17 protein-coding genes are annotated in these 17326 nt (G+C 37.1%); 5 read left to right on the top strand and 12 right to left on the bottom strand.

All coding sequences use genetic code 11. From position 1 onward, the window contains the following. Positions 1–72: 72 nt before the first annotated feature. Positions 73–1017 (top strand): ParB/RepB/Spo0J family partition protein, encoded by a 945-nt coding sequence (locus CAO17_RS00430; RefSeq protein WP_085990910.1) that lies wholly within the window; start codon positions 73–75, stop codon positions 1015–1017. Positions 1018–1481: 464 nt separating this feature from the next. On the opposite strand, the gene CAO17_RS21525 is transcribed toward CAO17_RS00430, so the two are convergent. The 9 genes from CAO17_RS21525 to CAO17_RS00390 all read right to left on the bottom strand — a co-directional run bounded on the left by CAO17_RS21525 (position 1482) and on the right by CAO17_RS00390 (position 8658). Next, a complete protein-coding gene (locus CAO17_RS21525) occupies positions 1482–1586 on the bottom strand; it encodes a putative holin-like toxin (protein ID WP_245831713.1) in 105 nt (34 codons plus the stop codon). 380 nt (positions 1587–1966) lie between these two features. After that, positions 1967–3127: a CaiB/BaiF CoA transferase family protein gene (locus tag CAO17_RS00425; protein ID WP_085990909.1), complete on the bottom strand. Its 1161-nt coding sequence runs from the start codon at positions 3125–3127 to the stop codon at positions 1967–1969. A gap of 37 nt (positions 3128–3164) precedes the next feature. Beyond that, complete coding sequence (locus tag CAO17_RS00420) at positions 3165–3641, bottom strand: MaoC family dehydratase (protein WP_085990908.1); 477 nt, start codon at positions 3639–3641, stop codon at positions 3165–3167. A gap of 21 nt (positions 3642–3662) precedes the next feature. Continuing rightward, positions 3663–4544 (bottom strand): HpcH/HpaI aldolase/citrate lyase family protein, encoded by an 882-nt coding sequence (locus CAO17_RS00415; protein WP_085990907.1) that lies wholly within the window; start codon positions 4542–4544, stop codon positions 3663–3665. A gap of 15 nt (positions 4545–4559) precedes the next feature. Further along, entirely contained in the window at positions 4560–5306 is a 747-nt protein-coding gene (locus tag CAO17_RS00410; RefSeq protein WP_085990906.1) for an IclR family transcriptional regulator, read from the bottom strand. A gap of 39 nt (positions 5307–5345) precedes the next feature. After that, complete coding sequence (locus tag CAO17_RS00405) at positions 5346–6638, bottom strand: TRAP transporter large permease (RefSeq protein WP_085990905.1); 1293 nt, start codon at positions 6636–6638, stop codon at positions 5346–5348. Then, positions 6638–7144, bottom strand: a complete 507-nt coding sequence (locus tag CAO17_RS00400) for a TRAP transporter small permease (protein ID WP_179151842.1) — start codon at positions 7142–7144, stop codon at positions 6638–6640. Before CAO17_RS00400 ends, CAO17_RS00405 begins: the two co-directional genes overlap by 1 nt. 67 nt (positions 7145–7211) lie before the next feature. Next, positions 7212–8264, bottom strand: a complete 1053-nt coding sequence (locus CAO17_RS00395) for a TRAP transporter substrate-binding protein (RefSeq protein ID WP_085990903.1) — start codon at positions 8262–8264, stop codon at positions 7212–7214. Between the two features lie 40 nt (positions 8265–8304). Continuing rightward, positions 8305–8658, bottom strand: coding sequence for a cupin domain-containing protein (locus tag CAO17_RS00390; protein ID WP_085990902.1), 354 nt, complete (start codon positions 8656–8658; stop codon positions 8305–8307). Positions 8659–9522: 864 nt separating this feature from the next. Here CAO17_RS00390 and CAO17_RS00385 point away from each other — a divergent pair. Together CAO17_RS00385 and CAO17_RS00380 are read left to right on the top strand one after the other, a co-directional pair. Further along, positions 9523–10881 (top strand): Nramp family divalent metal transporter, encoded by a 1359-nt coding sequence (locus CAO17_RS00385; RefSeq protein ID WP_085990901.1) that lies wholly within the window; start codon positions 9523–9525, stop codon positions 10879–10881. A gap of 30 nt (positions 10882–10911) precedes the next feature. Continuing rightward, positions 10912–12165 carry a nickel pincer cofactor-dependent isomerase, group 22 gene (locus CAO17_RS00380; protein WP_179151841.1) on the top strand — a complete coding sequence of 418 codons (1254 nt, stop codon included), beginning with the start codon at positions 10912–10914 and terminating at the stop codon, positions 12163–12165. Positions 12166–12560: 395 nt separating this feature from the next. On the opposite strand, the gene CAO17_RS00375 is transcribed toward CAO17_RS00380, so the two are convergent. From CAO17_RS00375 to CAO17_RS00365, 3 genes are all read right to left on the bottom strand, one after another. Beyond that, positions 12561–13733: an amidohydrolase gene (locus CAO17_RS00375; protein WP_245831890.1), complete on the bottom strand. Its 1173-nt coding sequence runs from the start codon at positions 13731–13733 to the stop codon at positions 12561–12563. 3 nt (positions 13734–13736) lie between these two features. After that, positions 13737–14963, bottom strand: coding sequence for a Zn-dependent hydrolase (locus tag CAO17_RS00370; RefSeq protein WP_085990898.1), 1227 nt, complete (start codon positions 14961–14963; stop codon positions 13737–13739). A gap of 86 nt (positions 14964–15049) precedes the next feature. Further along, on the bottom strand, positions 15050–16237 hold the full coding sequence (locus CAO17_RS00365; RefSeq protein WP_085990897.1) for a hypothetical protein: 1188 nt from the start codon (positions 16235–16237) through the stop codon (positions 15050–15052). A 231-nt stretch (positions 16238–16468) separates the two neighbouring features. Here CAO17_RS00365 and CAO17_RS21250 point away from each other — a divergent pair, with 231 nt between their 5' ends. Continuing rightward, entirely contained in the window at positions 16469–16693 is a 225-nt protein-coding gene (locus tag CAO17_RS21250; protein ID WP_085990896.1) for a hypothetical protein, read from the top strand. A 178-nt stretch (positions 16694–16871) separates the two neighbouring features. Next, complete coding sequence (locus tag CAO17_RS00355) at positions 16872–17294, top strand: helix-turn-helix domain-containing protein (RefSeq protein ID WP_085990895.1); 423 nt, start codon at positions 16872–16874, stop codon at positions 17292–17294. Positions 17295–17326 lie beyond the last annotated feature (32 nt).

The following is a 17326-nucleotide window of genomic DNA, read 5'->3' as shown; positions in this document are numbered from 1 at the left end:
ATATAGACTTTTGTAATAAGACAATCATCCTATCGAATATGTTTATAAAAAACGTCGGAAGGATGATACACCATGACTTTGCATTTTGTTTTTTTATCAGATATTGTTCTTGAAAAGTCATATAGGAAAGTTAATTTTGATTCAAAGTTAGCATTAGATATTGCTAAACATGGACTGTCTGTCCCTATGATAGTTGAAAAGCAAAATGGAAAATATATACTTGTAGATGGGTATAGAAGGTATGTTGCTCTACGACACATAGAAGCCAATTCTGCTTGGTGTATCGTGGAAAAAGAAACCTCAAAACAAAATCGTATTATCAAGAGGCTAAAAAATGAATTTCATAATAAGAAACGTACAGGATATGAAATGCTTGGGATGATTACTGATTTAATGGAACAAAACTTCGATGAAAAAGAGATAGCAAGAAATTGTAATGTCACACTTAGAACAGTAAAAAAATATATAAAGGCATCTAAAGTTCCAAAGGAATGGCTTAGTGATGGTCAGGTAGCCGGCGTTGGGATACAAGGTTTAATTGATATCTATAATTTAGACCAATTAAAGGGAGATAACAAAGAGTACTTAAAAAATTTATATATAGACAAGAAAATTACTGGTGAGCAAATTAAAGAGATAAAAAGATCAATCACTAATGCTCCATTTAATGAATTAACCACTATTAGTCAAAAGAAAACACTGGATGATATGGTTCATTCAATTAAAGACAACAATTCAATAAGCTTTAAAGATATTATTTATGAGAATAGCCTAAAAGAAAAACACAATGATAAATCCCATGGTTATATATTTAATCTAATTATAAAGTCATTAGACCATTCACTTAGCCTTCTGTCAAAAAATTTTACTACGCATTTGTCAATCGAACAAAAAAATGCAATTTATGAGAAAGCTGTTCAGATTATAGAAATACTAGGAATGCCTATTAAGTGGTCAGAATTCCCTAATACCACTAATAGGCAAGACAGGGATGATAATGATTTTTTGCAACAATAAGTTGGAGTTAATTACCATTATATAAATTTGTACTAAACTCTATTTAATCGAAATGGTAAACATACTAGCCTTCACTCACTGCCACAAAGATGAATAAAATTATTATCTTTTATTATCTTTATATTTAGGTCTAGTTTCATTTAATAGTTTTTCCCATCTAATCTTACTAAGCAATTAAACTTCCCCTATTCTATTTATGTTAGTTTCTATTTTACCATGAAGTTCTAACATTGGTCAGCATATTTCTATCAAGTTTAGCAGTTACACCAACTTGAGTAGTAAATGGAATATAATAATAATTGATGTATAATATAAATAATTATAATAATCAAAAAGGCTGAGCGCTATTTACACTCAGCCCATGCAACCACACGCCGCATGAAGAGTGGCTGACCTAAAGTATTGCCGTATTTTTTACTTAAAGTAACGTAACCTCTCCTAAACTTTAGCCGAGCGTAGGACGGTTACTTTTTTCTTGTTTCCTTGACGATTTGTACTATTAATGCCAGTACATTTACAATTACCATACTTGTTGTCAATGCCACAATGATTGCTTCGTATGGCGTCATTATATATACCACCTCCCTCCTCTCGGGAGATGGTCAACCGCCCATCCGCTTTACAATTGTCAAAGTACCTTGGCTAGCATTAAAAAAATAGATTGTAGGTGCAAAGAATCTTATATTATTGAAAATCCCTAGCATCATTATGTTAAATAGACAAAAGAACAAAAGAAGTCTTGCAAGAGTTTTCTTCAATAGACTATCTAAATTAATGCATTTTAACACTTTAAAGCGATGGGGACTGATACATTTGCCGAATTCTTTACTTGAAAACAAAAAGAGAAGTACACTTAAAAAGTACACTTCCCCACAAATAAGGCCACACCATTAGAACCATCCCTAGTCAGCCACCCTGATTGGAACATTCCAATCCTTACGTCTCTTGATTATTTTTCCTCCCCATTCCTTACACTAACCCCGCCTAATATTTCTTCATTATGTTGTCCAAGATTTGGGGCGTAATATTGAACCGAAGCAGGTGATTTTTCGAAACTCACCGGAAATTTCATATCCCAAATTTCTCCCTCAGTAGGATGATTAACATTGCGGAAAAATCCTATATCATTCAAGTGTGGATCTTCAAAAAGATCTTCTGGTGAATTAACTTTAGTGCATGGAATATCTGCCTGTTGAAGTATACCTAGCCATTCCTCAGTAGTTTTTGTAGCCATAATTTTCTCAACTGTTTTATAAACAAAATCAATATGTTTTGATCGAGAAGAAATATCCTTAAATCTTTCATCTTTTTGTAGTTCACTATGACCAGATACTTTAAAAAAGGATTGCCACTGTTTATCATTATATATCATTACTCCAATGTAACCATTTTTTGTTTTATATGGCTTACGATAAGATGAGGTAACTCTAGAATAGTAGCTAGACCCTATCGGAGGTGAAAAGGTTTTTCCATACATGTGCTCCAACATCGTATATGATACCATTGTTTCAAACATTGGTACTTCAATCTCTTGACCTTCTCCGCTTTTCTCTCGATAATATATTGCTGCTATGATGGAACTTAGGCCAACAAGCCCTGTTGTCTTATCTGCTAATACAGTAGCAAGGTATTGTGGAGTTCCAGTTATTTCTCCTTGTGCCGCAGCCACTCCTGATTCTGCCTGTATAATATCATCATATGCCGGCCTTCCTCCATACGGTCCTTCCTTACTAAATCCATACATCCCACAATAGATAAGACGATGATTTATTTTTTTTAGGTCATTATATGATAATTGAAGTCTTTCCATTGATTCTGGCCGAAGAGTATGGACTAAAACATCTGCTTCCTCTACAAGCTTAAGTAAAGCTTGATGTCCCTCTTCACTTTTTAAATCTAGCGTTATGCTTCGTTTATTCCTATTTAAATGAAGGTAAAGACTTCCCATCCCCTCATTTTTTGATGGCCCTAAATAACGAGTTGTGTCTCCAGAGGGATTTTCTATTTTTATAACATCTGCACCCATATCCCCTAACATTAATGTGCAATAAGGTCCCATTACAACAGAAGTCAAATCAAGAACTCGAATACCTTCCAATGGTCCACTCATTTTTTCTACCTCCCCTTTTAACAAATAATAAAACATCCTATTGAGTATTTGTAAATGAATGTTCATTCATTTTAAGTATCATTCCTGACCTTTTTGCTCTTACTACCAATTCTCCTTTTTGGTTATAACCTCTATGTTCAAACCAAACAATACCTGCATTAGGTCGGGATTTGGATTCACGTTTTCCAATGATTTCTGTTTCCGCTTTAAGTGTATCACCTATACGAACAGGCGCAGGAAATTTAGTTTCATCGAAACCAAGATTTCCAATTGTAGTCCCTTCTGTCATATCCCCAACACTTACACCTACTACAAATGATAAAGTAAACAAACTGTTAACGATACGTCCTCCATGTATAGTTCCTTTTGAATACTCTTCATCTAGATGCAGAGATTGTGTATTGTGGGTTAATGTTGTAAATAATAGATTGTCAGTTTCAGTTACAGTTCGACCAGGCCGATGTTTATAAATATCCCCAACAGTGAATTCTTCAAAGTATTTCCCTTCAGCCATAGAAATCCCCCTCTTAGACTTTTATTGAATGATATTCATGTTCTTTACAGTCTCTAATACTTTTTTCGCTGTCTTTACATGCGCATAATCAATATGTTCTCCCTTATACATAATAGCGGTCTCTCCATTGCGTTCAGCATTCTTAAATGCTTCAACCAACCCTTCATAATAATCAATTTCCTCTTTTGATGGTGAGTAGATATCATTCACAATAGAAACATTTGATGGATGTAGCACAAGTTCACCTACAAATCCCAACTGACGATTAAATTCACTGCTCTTCCGCAGTCCTTCCAAATTATGCACGTCTTGCCAAAGCCCTCCTATTGGTGAAACACCAGCAGCACGTGCAGACATAACCACTTTGGAGCGCATATATAAAGTTTCCAATCCTTCAGAAGTCCATTGATATCCAAGACTTCTTGCTACATCTCCATTCTTAGCACTAAGCCCCGCAATTCCCAAAACCCGTTCACAACTCGCAATTTCATAAGATAGTTGCATAGACTTTGCAGTTTCTAAGATTGGGAGTAAACCAATACCACCTATAGCTAAGCCTTGTTTTTCCTCAAGTTCTTTTATATGTTTTGATAATTGCTCAATTTCATCAGGCCCATCTATCTTTGGAAGAACAATCCCTTGAAGACCATCCATTACAATAGAATGTATATCTTCCTTATCGAATTCTTCTGCTCCTTTATTTATACGAACAAATACGTCTACACCTTTTGATGAAAGATTTGGAATTGCCTCGGAAACATATTGTCTTGCCTCTTCCTTTAAATTAGCGGGTACACTATCCTCTAGGTCCAATATAATACCATCTGCATTATAAGAGGGTATATTTTCAAACCATTTCTTTTTAATACCAGGAACAAATAAAAGTGTACGATATCTTTTCATAACACCTCTCCTTTATCAGTTCTTCACATATCCCATTGAATGGGAAATATCCTTTGCAGCCTTCTTTACACGTTGGATATATTTTGATTCTTTTTCCTTTTCGTAATCACTAATAGGGAACACACATATAACACTTCCAATAATTTCTCCACTCACATCAAATACTGGGGCACCTACACTAAGGGCACCCATTTTCCGCTCATTCGATGTAATAGCATAACCTTGATTTTTAATCTGCTTTAACTCATCCCTGACTTTATTTCTATCAGACTCTAACTCTACTTCTCCCTCGAGAATCTCATTTATTTCTGATTCTTCCAAATAAGCAAGGATGTTTTTGCCACTTGCAGCAACGTGAATGGGTTGCAAAACTCCGATTTCCAACACGTACTGGAGGGCGTTTTTACTCTTAACACAATCAACAAAAGCAAGTTTACGATAATGAGAATAGTATTGAGCAAAATATACAGAATGGTCTAGGTCTATGGAAAGCTCAAATAAATGGGAGTATGCAATTCTCTTAATATCTACCTTTGCTGAGATGATGGATGCCATACGAATCATTTCAGGTCCAAGCTTATATTTACCTGTTAACTCAGAATACTCCACGATATGTTCGTTTTTTAAGGTAGAAAGTATCCGATGAACGGTACTAACCGGCATATCAAGATACCTTGATAGTTCATTTACTCCCCATTCATTTTTCTTGTCGGTGAATGAACGAAGTATTTTAAAAGTCTTAGAAATAACACCTTGTTTCAATTCTCATCATCCTATCTAAGTGAAGTCCGTTACAATATTTCATTTCATCATTAATCCAGGAAGCCACAAACTAATAAATGGCATAAGAAGTAATATTATAAGAATTAATAGATCCATTAGAACAAACCATTTTACTCCTTTAAAACCCTCGGCCGTCCTCACTCCTGCTGCACCTGTAGCAACAAAGATATTCATTCCTACCGGGGGAGTTACAAGACCAATTTCTACCGTTTTGGCAACTACAATTCCAAACCAAACTGGATTAAACCCAAGGGTCATAATAATAGGAAAGGTTAGCGGCAAGGTTAAAATAAGTATTGCTATTTGATCCATGAAGAAACCGAGGATTAAATAAATAACAATGATGATAGCTAAAACGAAGTACCTCGATACTTCTAACCCCTCTATCATCATGACAATATTTTGTGTTACCTGAGTCATTGTTAAATAATAACTAAAAATATGAGCACCAATAATAATGGTCATAATCATTGTAGTCGACTTAATCGTATCATTTAATGCTAAGCCAAATTGTTTAAAATTTATCCGTCGCATTAGAAAAACAACTGCTAAAGTAATAAAAGCACCCAGCGCTCCCGCTTCAGTTGCTGTGACAATCCCACTGTAAATCCCCCCAATAACTGCAATAATTATTAGAAGCATAGGCCAAATATTTTTTAACGACTTAATTTTTTCTTTTATAGTAAGCTCAATATCGATTTTAGGGGCAATCTCTGGCTTCATTTTAACCCAAGTTATAATGACAATAATGTAACCAAATGCTGTAAGAATTCCTGGTATAATCCCAGCAATAAGGAGTGAACCAACTCCTGTTTCAGTTAAAATACCATAGAGAATAAGAATGATACTTGGGGGAATCATAACGGAGAGGGTACCAGCAATACTTATGACTCCCATTGTAAATGCTGTATTATATTTATATTTTTCCATTTCAGGAGTAACTGCTTTTGCCATTGCAGCTGCTGCAGCCTGACTCGAACCTGAAACCGCACCCATCATCGCCCCTGCGAAAACAGTGGTAATTCCAAGGCCGCCTGGTAATTTGCCGAGCCATTTATAAGCAGCTTCAAATAGGTCTTTCATAATACCACTTACCGTCATAAACGATGCCATAAGAATAAACATCGGAATAGCACTCATCAAAAAACTTTTAACACTGTCATATGGTGTGGTTTGCAGAATTCCCAAAAAAGAATCCCAACCACTAAACAGAATCAATCCAATAGAACCTGAAAGCCCTAACGCAAAAGCTATCGGCATACCGAAGGCAAGAAACACAATTAAACAAATTAGTGGTAAAATAACAGCCATTAATTATCCACCTCTTCCTTCGGAATTCCCAATATAAGCATTATGGATAGTATAATCTGCCGAATCATAATAAGAAAAGAACCTATAGGAACCCAAATATAGGATAGCCATAGCGGAAAGTTAATAAGTCCCGACATAACTAAATTATTTTGCCAAGCGTTCAAGCTCATGAGTAATCCCTGATAACCTATAAACCCCATTAATAAAGCTCCTAAAAGATAATATACAATATTTAAAGTATCCTGTAATCGACTTGGTAAGCGTTCAAACAAAATATCGAGACGAATATGTCCATCAATTTTTTGAACATAACTCATACTTAAAAAAACAAGTATTACCATTAAGTACATCTCTGTTATTTCATATGCTCCTATAATGGATTGACTAAAAATATAACGACTTAGCGCATCTAAACTTGTTAATATCATCATTATTACAAGAGCTAATTGTGAAAACCTTAAAAAAAAGTTTTCTAGTTTTGTAAATCCTTTATTGATGATGCCCATTTTCATTCACCACCCTTTAAGTTCGGAGACTATCAATATAAAATCATATTGATAGCCCCGTTTAAAATTAGTTTAAACTTTCTTGTATTTCTCGATATTTTTCTATCGTCTCATTAGCATTGAATCCTCGTTTTTCTAAATCCTCCGCCCAACGATCCCAAACAGGTTCAAGCGCTTCATCCCATTCGGCAGATTCTTCTTCACTTAGTTCATAAAATTCAATATCTGAAGAAAACTCCTCCGCTAATTCTTCATTCTTCTGATCAAGAAATTGAGAGAGGTGCTCAACTGTTTCGTCCCCAGCCTGAGCAAACGCCTCTTTTACATCATCTGGAAGAGATTGATATACCTCTTCGTTAATAGAATAGACTACTGTAAAGCTACCCAAATTTGCTCCTTTTGTAGAATAGTTTGCAATAGAATCAATTTGGTAAGGTTCAAGGCTCGTAAAAGGAAAAGTAACCCCATCTACTGTATTACGTTCCAAAGCAGTATAGGCTTCTGAAGCAGGCATGAAAACGGGTGATGCTCCAAGTTCATCAAAAGCTAGCTCCATTGTTCCAGTCACACGAGCTTTTGTTCCTTTTATATCATCTAGCGAATTAATTGGCTTCTCAGCTGTAACATATTGATATTGAGGTAAAGCAACTGCAAATAATGGACGAACATCATTTTTTAAGTATTCCTCTTCTAACAAATAATCTTTTACTAATTGCCATATGATTGAGGATCCTTCTACTGAAGTACTATAAGCGCCAGGTAATGTTGCTACCTCTGTCAAAGGTAGGCGGTCAGTTGCATATGAGGTGTAACCAATATCTATTGTCTTAGACAAAGTCAAATCAAGATAACTATCTGCTTTTCCAATCTGTTCTGCTGGATAATGCTCAAATTCAACCTCTCCATTAGTCAACTCATTTACTCTATTCATAAAAAACACGGTACCTTCCGAAGAAAGATAGTTCGAAGTTGGAAAAGAATCTGCAATTTTAAGTTTTATAGTTTCCCCATCCTCATTACCATCATTTCCTGAGTTTTCCGTTCCGCTTGTTTCATTTCCGCAAGCAGAGGTAATAACTAATGTAATTAATGTTAGAAAAAATAACCAAGCTTTTTTCATATAGCTCCCTCCTCGTATTAAAAATCCTTATATTATTGCATTAAGATGATTTAACTTTTTGCGGAGAATAGATAAGTACAAATCGCAAGTTTGTATCCCCAACATTTATTACTTCATGCATAGCTCTTTTGGGAATCCAAATAACATCTCCAACTGATAGTATTGCTTCTTCCCCCTCAATGATAACGCGCGCATTACCATTTAAAATGTACATAATTTGTTCAATTTCGTCATGAAAATGCGGATCAGCCAAGCCGTTGGGTTCCATTTCTCCAATAATAACTTCAGCATTTTCAATGCCCTCCTGTGGCCCTACCAGTCGACGATTATATGTCCCCTCATGACCAGGTGGCGAATAAGTTCCTACCTCTTTAACGTTTTTCCAATACACCATCTTTGCATAACCCCTTTCTTTTCTTGTTTCCCATACAAAGAAATACCACTCCAATTGATTGCGCTTACATTAACCCGTTAGATTAATACCATTTAAATCATCCCACTATTCGGAATAGTATTCCGCTCTATAAAGAACTTAACACATAATTTAATCTTTATCAATGATTTTTAAGAAAATTCACTTTATACACAATATTAAGTATAGTTATTGTGATTTATTTATATTTGGACGAAGTTCTTTTTTTGTATGAACTTACCTTGAGGTTCAACCCATCCATGGCTCCTAACATTTTAGTCTATATTTTTTGTTTCAGTTTCTTTGGAGATCAGACAATTTCCTTAGCCCCTTATATCTACATTATTAAATTAAATAGAACAAAAAAGCCTTGCTGAAATTTTCCCACAAGACTACTTAAATCAATCACTTTAACGCGCTGGGGGGTGTAGCCGGTTGATTTATTCCTCCTACACTTGCTTCATTGCTTCTATAACTAATTCCTATCCGAGTACACTCTCCCATTCCATTAGAATTCCAGTAACATAAAGGCCTGCTGTGCCGAAACCTTTTAGTTCGAACTCAATAACAACGTAATTTTTATTGTATCTTTTCTCCCTTCCTCTTGTTTATTTCATGTGAACAGTGTCTATCTACTAGATTCAGCCAACTCACAATTGATTCCCCCTTCAAGAGCCCTTTACGATACCTTCCATATCACTTAATATCCCCCCATCCAAAACAACTTGTCATATATCCCCCGTTAACTCTATAAACTTTACATAATAGTAAATTTAATACTACATAACTTCAGAGTTTATCCAAACATAATCATTTGTAGTGAAAAGGGGTAAGGGGGAATGAGAAGTGAGTGTAGATGAAGGGAAAAATGGACAAGGAATACCTAAGAAACTTTCACAAAAATTGCGTTGGATTGGTCCGAGTTTTATTGTTGCCGCAGCTGCGGTTGGAAGTGGAGAAATTATCAACGCTACAAGACTTGGTGCCATCGCAGGGTTAGTGGTTCTATGGGTAATTTTCTGGGGCGTCTTTCTGAAGGGATTTATTCAGCAAGAAATCGGAAGGTACTCCCTCATGACAAAGAAGTCTATCACAGAAGGATTTGCTGACATACCTGGGCCCAAACTATTTGGAAAGTCCTGGTTTTTATATATTTTCCTAGCTCTATTGGCTGTGGTCGTACTAGTTATTATTGCAGGGGTTGGTGGAACGGTAGGCGGGCTTTTACAATCCCTATTTCCATCCATATCTGCTTCGACTTGGAGTATTCTGACCAATCTAGTAATTTTGGGTATTTTATTAATTGGAATCTATGTACCTAAATGGAATATTTATAGCCTCATTGAAAAGCTTATGATGTTGGTTATTGCAGGATTAACACTCATTATGCTTTACATTGCATTCATTGCATTGCCTCAAAGTGATCAATATTCCTATTCCATGGCAGACTTGTTTAGTGGAATGACGTTTCAATTACCAGAGGGATCCGTTCTCATGTCTTTGGCTGTTTTAGGAACGATTGGAGCGGGTGTCGAATTAATCTTTTATTCTACTTGGATCATCAGTAAGGGATACGTAAAACATGCATATGTTGATGGTGATAGTGCCACACAGAAAAAAGAGAGATTAAAGGCATGGCTCAGTGTTCTGAAGCTAGATACCTGGCTTGGGGTTTTACTTACTTTCGTTATTACGCTTGCCTTCTTTATTACCGGTGCCATTATCTTAAAAAGTGCCAACACAGTCCCAGACGGGGTTCATGTTGTGGAACAAATCTCTGTTATTTTCACCGAAGTATTGGGTCCGCACTACTATTATTTATTTATGGCAGGGGCATTTGCCGGACTGTTCTCCACAGCATTAGCTATTGCCGATGGTGCTGCTAGAATGGTGGTTGATTTAAAAAGGGAATTTTCAACAAGAGAAACCACTTCCAAAGCACAATTTAAGAAAACCTATTCCATCTCAGCTATCATCATCGTCTTCTCTTGGATTATTTTTTACAACTTTGTAAGTGCCCCAACGTTACTCATTACAGTTGGTGGTGCAGCATTAAGCCTATTATTCCCTTTATATGGGGTGGCTTTACTTTACTTAAATAGTCAAGTTCCTAAAGGTTATCAAATGCATACTGGTGTGAAGGTTATCCTGGTTATCTGTTTTATTTTATTCTCAGCATTATGGTTTGTTGGAGAGTTATTTTAACATTTTAAGGATCAGAAAGGGAAGATGGTCATGGATAGATATCCGAAAATGGTAAAAATTCGTCAACACTTTGATAACAGGAAGATTGACGATGTAAAGGCAGAATTAAGTAGTCAATTAAGTCAGGATCATATTCGACATCGACTTCACCAAGGTGATAAAGTGGCAATTGCAGTTGGTAGCAGAGGCATAGATAACCTAGTAGACGTTGTTACAACTGTTATCAAGCATGTGAAAGAAAGGGGTGCTTTTCCCTTTCTCGTTCCTGCAATGGGAAGTCACGGTGGGGCTACGGATAAAGGACAAGAACAAATTCTTCGTGACTATGGATTGATACCAGAAGTAATTGGTGCTCCGATCTATTCTTCCATGGAAGTCACGCAACTTGGAACGGTGGAAAAGGACATCCCGGTCTATTTTGACAAATCGGCCTCGGAGGCAGATGCTATTATTGTTGTCAATCGCGTGAAGCCACACACTAACTTTAAAAGTGACATAGAAAGTGGCATTCTGAAAATGATGACAGTGGGACTAGGGAAACAAAAAGGAGCAAGTACGATCCATAGTCATGGGATTTACGGCTTAAAAACGCTCATCCCAAAAATGGCAGAGGTCATTTTAGAAAAAATGCCAATCTCCTATTCTATTGCACTGGTTGAAAATGCTTATGACAGGACGGCTATTTGTCAAGTGATAGAGCCAGAGAATCTCATCGAAACGGAGAAGGACTTACTCGTAAAAGCCAAACAACTCATGCCCAGCCTTCCAACAGATGATTTAGATATACTCTTAGTAGAAGAAATGGGTAAAAATATCAGTGGAACAGGGATGGATCCAAATATCATTGGACGTATCTATGTGCGTGGACAAGAAGAACCAAAAAAGCCAGACATCAACTATATTGGGGTGTTTGACTTAACCATGGAGTCACATGGGAATGCCTGTGGAATCGGTTATGCTGATTTAACCACGAAACGATTAGTAGATAAAATTAATTACCATGATACGTACATGAACTTAATCACAGCTGTTTTCCCTCATCTCGCAAAAATACCTATAACGCTTTCCTCCGATAAAGAGGTTGTGGATGTTGCCCTGCAATTTATGAAACCAAAAAAGGCAAGCGACGTTACCATTGTTAGGGTGAAAAATACGTTGGATTTACATGATATTGAGGTGTCCGAGTCATTATGGAAGAAAATTAAGGATATCTCTCATTTTGAACAGCTACGCCCAGCAAGAGACTTAGAATTTGATGAGGGTGGTAGGATTATTTCATTATGAATATTGAATAATATAATCGCTAAATGGACCGGGAACAGTTTTCCCGGTCCATTCTTCTGTTTTATCCGTGGTGGAAATCTGATCCATTGGCCCATTATACAATGAACCTGTCTCTCCTTCTCTGAAAGAAAGTTAATTACTGCCTATTAACCAATTGAATGGTAAACAATTATTGAGGATTGTACTAGTCTTGTCCAAACTCCCATGTAAATACGCTAGACACCTTAATTTTTAGAAGCCCCTGAAATCCCACAAGAGGAATACCCCCAATTTTGGTACTAATTTCTTAGTAAACTTATTAAACCAAAATCTTGGGGGGTTATTATATATATAAGTCAGAGTTTTGAGAGCAACCTCTTCAATGGTCTCCACCTGTCCCTTTGTTCCGCCACACCTCATTGATTTAAATAAGCCCATGCATATTGTGCGTATAATTCCGCTCCAGTTTTCAGTGCATCTTCGTCAATATTGAATCTTCCATGATGGTGTGCCCATTGTGTATCTTTTTCTGCGTTTCCACAGCCGACTAAGGCGAAGCTTCCAGGTGCTTGATCTAGGAAGAACCCAAAATCTTCTCCTCCCATCGTTGGCTTTTGATCGTGAACGACATCTTCGCCGAAAGCTTCTTTGGCAACCTTTTGAACAAGAAGTGCACTATCTTCCCCATTAATAACGGGATCCGTTCCTCGATTGTAGGTTACTTTAGCCGTTGCTCCATAAAGACTTGCAACGGTATTCGCATAGTGCTCCAATTCCCTTTCTATATGATCTCTCGTTTCACTATCGAAGGTACGAACGGTTCCTTCAATAACGGCATTTTCTGCAATGACATTAAATCTTGTCCCAACGTCCATTTTTCCAATGGTCAAAACGGCTGGATGAAGCGGATCGATGGTTCTAGATACAACCGTTTGTACATTCATGACGAAGGAAGAAGCAACAACAGCTGCATCAATGGTATCTTGAGGGATGGCACCATGGCCTCCTCTTCCAGTAAACTCTACTTTAAAAATATCTGCCGCAGCGAAAGCTGGACCAGGATTACAAACGATCTTTTTTGTTGGAGTTTGGGACCATATATGAATACCAAATACATTATCCACTCCGTCCATCGCGCCTTGTTTCATCATTTCTTTGGCTCCTTGTGCAACTTCTTCAGCCGGTTGGAATAAAAGTCGAACGGACCCAGCGATTTCATCCTTCACTTGAAGTAATGCTTTTGCCGCAAACAGTAGCATCGATGTGTGTGCATCATGACCACATGCATGCATTTTTCCATTAAATTTAGATTTATAGGCTAAATCCTGATTCATTTCTTGTACGGTTAAGGCGTCCATATCCCCACGAAGGGCAACCGTTTTTCCTGGTTTACCACCCTTGATTTCAGCAATTACGCCGGTAGGCTTTGTTCGACGATACGGAATACCGAGCTGCTCCAACTGTTCACATAGAAACACCGTCGTATTTTCTTCTTCCCAAGATAGCTCTGGTTCACTGTGTAATTTTCTACGTGTAGCGATTAACTCTTCTTCATGTTCCCTAATATACGCTTTAATTGCTTCATCAATCATTTACTCTGCCTCCGTTAATTTCTTCGCTGTTTCAAATAATACGTCTACTCCTTGGGCCAAATGTTCAATATCCGACCACTCCTCTGGACAATGGCTTAGCCCATCCTTACTTGGAATAAAGATAAGTCCCGCCTTTGTAAAATCAGAAAAGACCATCGCATCATGACCAGCCCCACTTTGCATCGGAATATGAGAAATTCCTAATTTTTCAGTGGATTCCTTTAAGGAGGAACGGACCTCTTGACTTAATTCTTTTGGTTGGATATATAATTGCTGTTCAACGGATGTTTTCATTCCACCCTTTTGATGGGACGCAATAAGAGCTTCTACTTTTTCCATCACACGCTGAATCGATGCTTCTTCCCCCGAACGAAGATCAATCGTAAAGGTGACTTTATCCGGAATGACATTCGCACCATTTGGATATACATGAAACTGACCCGTTGTAATGACGGTGCCATTCTTTTCATCTTGTACGATTTTTGGCAATTCGGTAACAATCGTTGCTGCTGTAATCAACGCATCTGACCGGCGATCCATCGGTGTTGTACCCGCATGTCCTGCTTTCCCTTCCACAGTCACTTCCAATTGTGTCAAGCCAACAATAGCGTCAACAACCCCAATAGAAATATTTTCTTCTTCTAAAATGGGTCCCTGTTCAATGTGCAATTCTAAAAATGCTTTCATCGTTTTGGCGTTACGATGTTTAGGAAGTGTTGAATCGAGTCCTGCCTCTTGCATTGCTTCTACAACAGAAATGCCGTCTTTATCACGAATCAGATGGAAATCTTCCTCATCGATTAATCCATTGATTCCACGGGAACCCATCAAACCTCCACCAAAACGGGAACCTTCCTCCTCAACCATTGCAATCACTTCTAGTGGATAGGTTGGTTGGATTTTTCGTTCCTGAAATAAAGCTGCCACTTCAAGTCCAGCAATCACACCTGCAGTCCCGTCAAAATTACCACCATGAGGGACGCTATCAAAATGGGAACCAACGAGTACGCTAGGAGCATTTTCCAATGTGCCTTCCAACTTTCCATAAATAGTACCAAGGCCATCTTCTCTAACGGTTAAACCGTATTCTTCCATTTTTTCTTTAATATACGTACGTGTTTTTACGTCTTCAGGACTATAGGAATATCTCGTCATTCCTTCGTTCGGTGTTGCGGTGAACTGACTAAATGTTTCTATATGATGGTTGATTCTTTCTTCATTTGCCAACTTAAGCACTCCTCCAAAAATAATATTAAAATGGAAAAAATCGAGTAAGTGAACTTACCTGATTGTTCATTGTATTTTTAAAACATCTATAACCATGTAACAAAGACACCGGCAAGGACAACAGATACAATGGTTACAGTAATAAATCCACCCACTAACATTGGCGGTAACATATGACTTAAGAGTGCCTCTTTCTCTTTTTCATCCGTTGTCATCGATTGTACCACTTCATTCGTTATAACATAATCTGCTGGGAATCCATATAATGCCGTTAAAGATACCGCAAATGCCATTTCTTTACTAACTTTTAACACTTTCCCCATCACCCAAGAGAAAATATACATACCTACCATACCTATCACAATCGTACCAATCAATAAACCTAGAATGTCCAGCAACATTGTTGGGGTAGCATTTTTTAACCCATCAAAGATAAACAATAATAAAACTAACATCGCAAAGCCAAATCCATTTGCTTTTTCAAGAACGTGCGGTTCCAAAAATCCAATACTTGTAGCAATGACACCAAATAGTAAACAAAGCACGTATGGGTGAATCGTGACAATGGGTTCCACTAATACGGAAGTGAGATAAGCCAAATAGGAAACGATAGCTAGTCTAAAAAATTTAAAGAAATTCGTGTTATATTTTTCGGGTAATTTCTTAAATAATTTCAGTTTAGGTTCCTCAACCGTTGCTTCCACCCCACTAGGGGCTTCCACTTTCACGCTGCCATTACGATATTTTTGTAGATAGTTTCTTCCCTCTCTTTTTAACATAATGGAGGTTAACGGGTAACCAACAAACCCTTGAACCACATAAATAACGATAGCAAAAACAGATAAACTAGTAAGTCCCGCTGCCTGTGCTCCCTCGGACATAATAAGTGACGATACGACACCACCAACCAAAGGAGGAACACCTACAATCATTGCTTCCCTACCAAAAATCACCGTTCCAATCGTAAGTAACAACATAGCCGCACCAGAAATACCTGCAAGTGCAATTAAAATCGTTTTCCATTGGTTCTTTAATTCTTTTAATGAAAGCAATGTACCCATATTGGTAATGAGCAAATAAATCATCATCGTCACTACGACAGACGGAACACCAGCCATTTCAACAATATCTTTTGGGAAAAATGTCCAGTACCCAATGATAAAAAGGATTGCATAAATAAAAACCGACGGAATCCAAGCTCTTGTACGAATGGATATTGCTTCCCCTATAAATAAAATGGTAATCAATATTACCAAAGCTAACATTTGCGACATCTAACACACCTTCTTTCGACAAATTATAACATTTTTCTACAAATTTATAAAATTATTATAACAGGTTTATCACAGAATTCAATGACAATTTAATATATAAACGGTAATATATGGGACTGGTTTGGGGTAATATTCCCCCCTTATAGAGATGAATCAGTTCGACGCTGGGTTAAAACGAAAGAGGCAGAGGGGATCAAGCCTTTTTGCCCAGGATAAATCAATCAAAGCCAAATGGTAGAAGGAAAAAAAAATACAGAAGTACTTCTAGATCATCCAAAAGATGCCCAAGAACGTATTGCTTTTTTAGAGGCGGAGAACGCTTATGTAAAAAAAGTTGTTAGCGTTACGAAAGGAGGAGACAGTTTCACCGGTCCATTTCCACTTTTATCCGGTGGTGGAGGTCTGTACCCGAAATCCTTATTCTCCGCCTACTTAATGTGTACTTTAGCAATTTAACGGGATGGGGGTCTGACACTAAAACTTCGACACACAAATCGTGTATCGACATACCTATCTACCAAAGTTGCAAACGTTTTGTGTATTTTCTTAACTTTATATTTCCATTATGATTTTTTTTGCCTATAATACAGATGTACATATAGTTATATATACCTAAACAACAGGATGTGATCATATGGAAAAAGAATTCTATTTACGCTTAGAAAAACTTTGTGAGAAAAATAACCTATTTAAAAACGAAGTAAGTAGAATACTCAATTTTTCGGATAGTACCTTTAGTAATTATGTAAACGGACACAGAACGCCTAGTGTAACAACCATTTCAAAGTTTGCGGATCTATGTAATGTTTCCTTAGACTATCTCATTCGTGGGAAGGAATTCCAACATGATGAATCCTATACTGCAAAGCTAAATACATTTAATGAACTCCTAGAGCAATTCAAAAAAGCAGGGATCGCCACTCCTTGTATCTTGGAATCAGAAAAGTGGAAAGCGCTGACAAATGAGGATTTAATGGACCTGACAAATTACTTTAATTATGTCGTTATGAAACGAAATCAAATGATTGAAACAGTACAAATGTTTCCAAGTGATTGATGTACTGCTTTAAGAGTAGGGAAACACTATAG

Source organism: Oceanobacillus senegalensis, from assembly GCF_900176885.1.
Lineage (GTDB): Bacteria > Bacillota > Bacilli > Bacillales > Amphibacillaceae > Oceanobacillus > Oceanobacillus senegalensis.
The sequence above is the reverse complement of the archived record's forward strand: the minus strand, read 5'-3'. Positions and strand labels throughout refer to the sequence as shown.

Coding starts and splice junctions, on each gene's coding strand:
- CAO17_RS00430 (WP_085990910.1), top strand. CDS start 73: ATGACTTTGCATTTTGTTTTTTTATCAGATATTGTTCTTGAAAAGTCA.
- CAO17_RS21525 (WP_245831713.1), bottom strand. CDS start 1,586: ATGACGCCATACGAAGCAATCATTGTGGCATTGACAACAAGTATGGTA.
- CAO17_RS00425 (WP_085990909.1), bottom strand. CDS start 3,127: ATGAGTGGACCATTGGAAGGTATTCGAGTTCTTGATTTGACTTCTGTT.
- CAO17_RS00420 (WP_085990908.1), bottom strand. CDS start 3,641: ATGGCTGAAGGGAAATACTTTGAAGAATTCACTGTTGGGGATATTTAT.
- CAO17_RS00415 (WP_085990907.1), bottom strand. CDS start 4,544: ATGAAAAGATATCGTACACTTTTATTTGTTCCTGGTATTAAAAAGAAA.
- CAO17_RS00405 (WP_085990905.1), bottom strand. CDS start 6,638: ATGGCTGTTATTTTACCACTAATTTGTTTAATTGTGTTTCTTGCCTTC.
- CAO17_RS00400 (WP_179151842.1), bottom strand. CDS start 7,144: ATGGGCATCATCAATAAAGGATTTACAAAACTAGAAAACTTTTTTTTA.
- CAO17_RS00395 (WP_085990903.1), bottom strand. CDS start 8,264: ATGAAAAAAGCTTGGTTATTTTTTCTAACATTAATTACATTAGTTATT.
- CAO17_RS00390 (WP_085990902.1), bottom strand. CDS start 8,658: ATGGTGTATTGGAAAAACGTTAAAGAGGTAGGAACTTATTCGCCACCT.
- CAO17_RS00380 (WP_179151841.1), top strand. CDS start 10,912: ATGGATAGATATCCGAAAATGGTAAAAATTCGTCAACACTTTGATAAC.
- CAO17_RS00365 (WP_085990897.1), bottom strand. CDS start 16,237: ATGTCGCAAATGTTAGCTTTGGTAATATTGATTACCATTTTATTTATA.
- CAO17_RS21250 (WP_085990896.1), top strand. CDS start 16,469: ATGGTAGAAGGAAAAAAAAATACAGAAGTACTTCTAGATCATCCAAAA.
- CAO17_RS00355 (WP_085990895.1), top strand. CDS start 16,872: ATGGAAAAAGAATTCTATTTACGCTTAGAAAAACTTTGTGAGAAAAAT.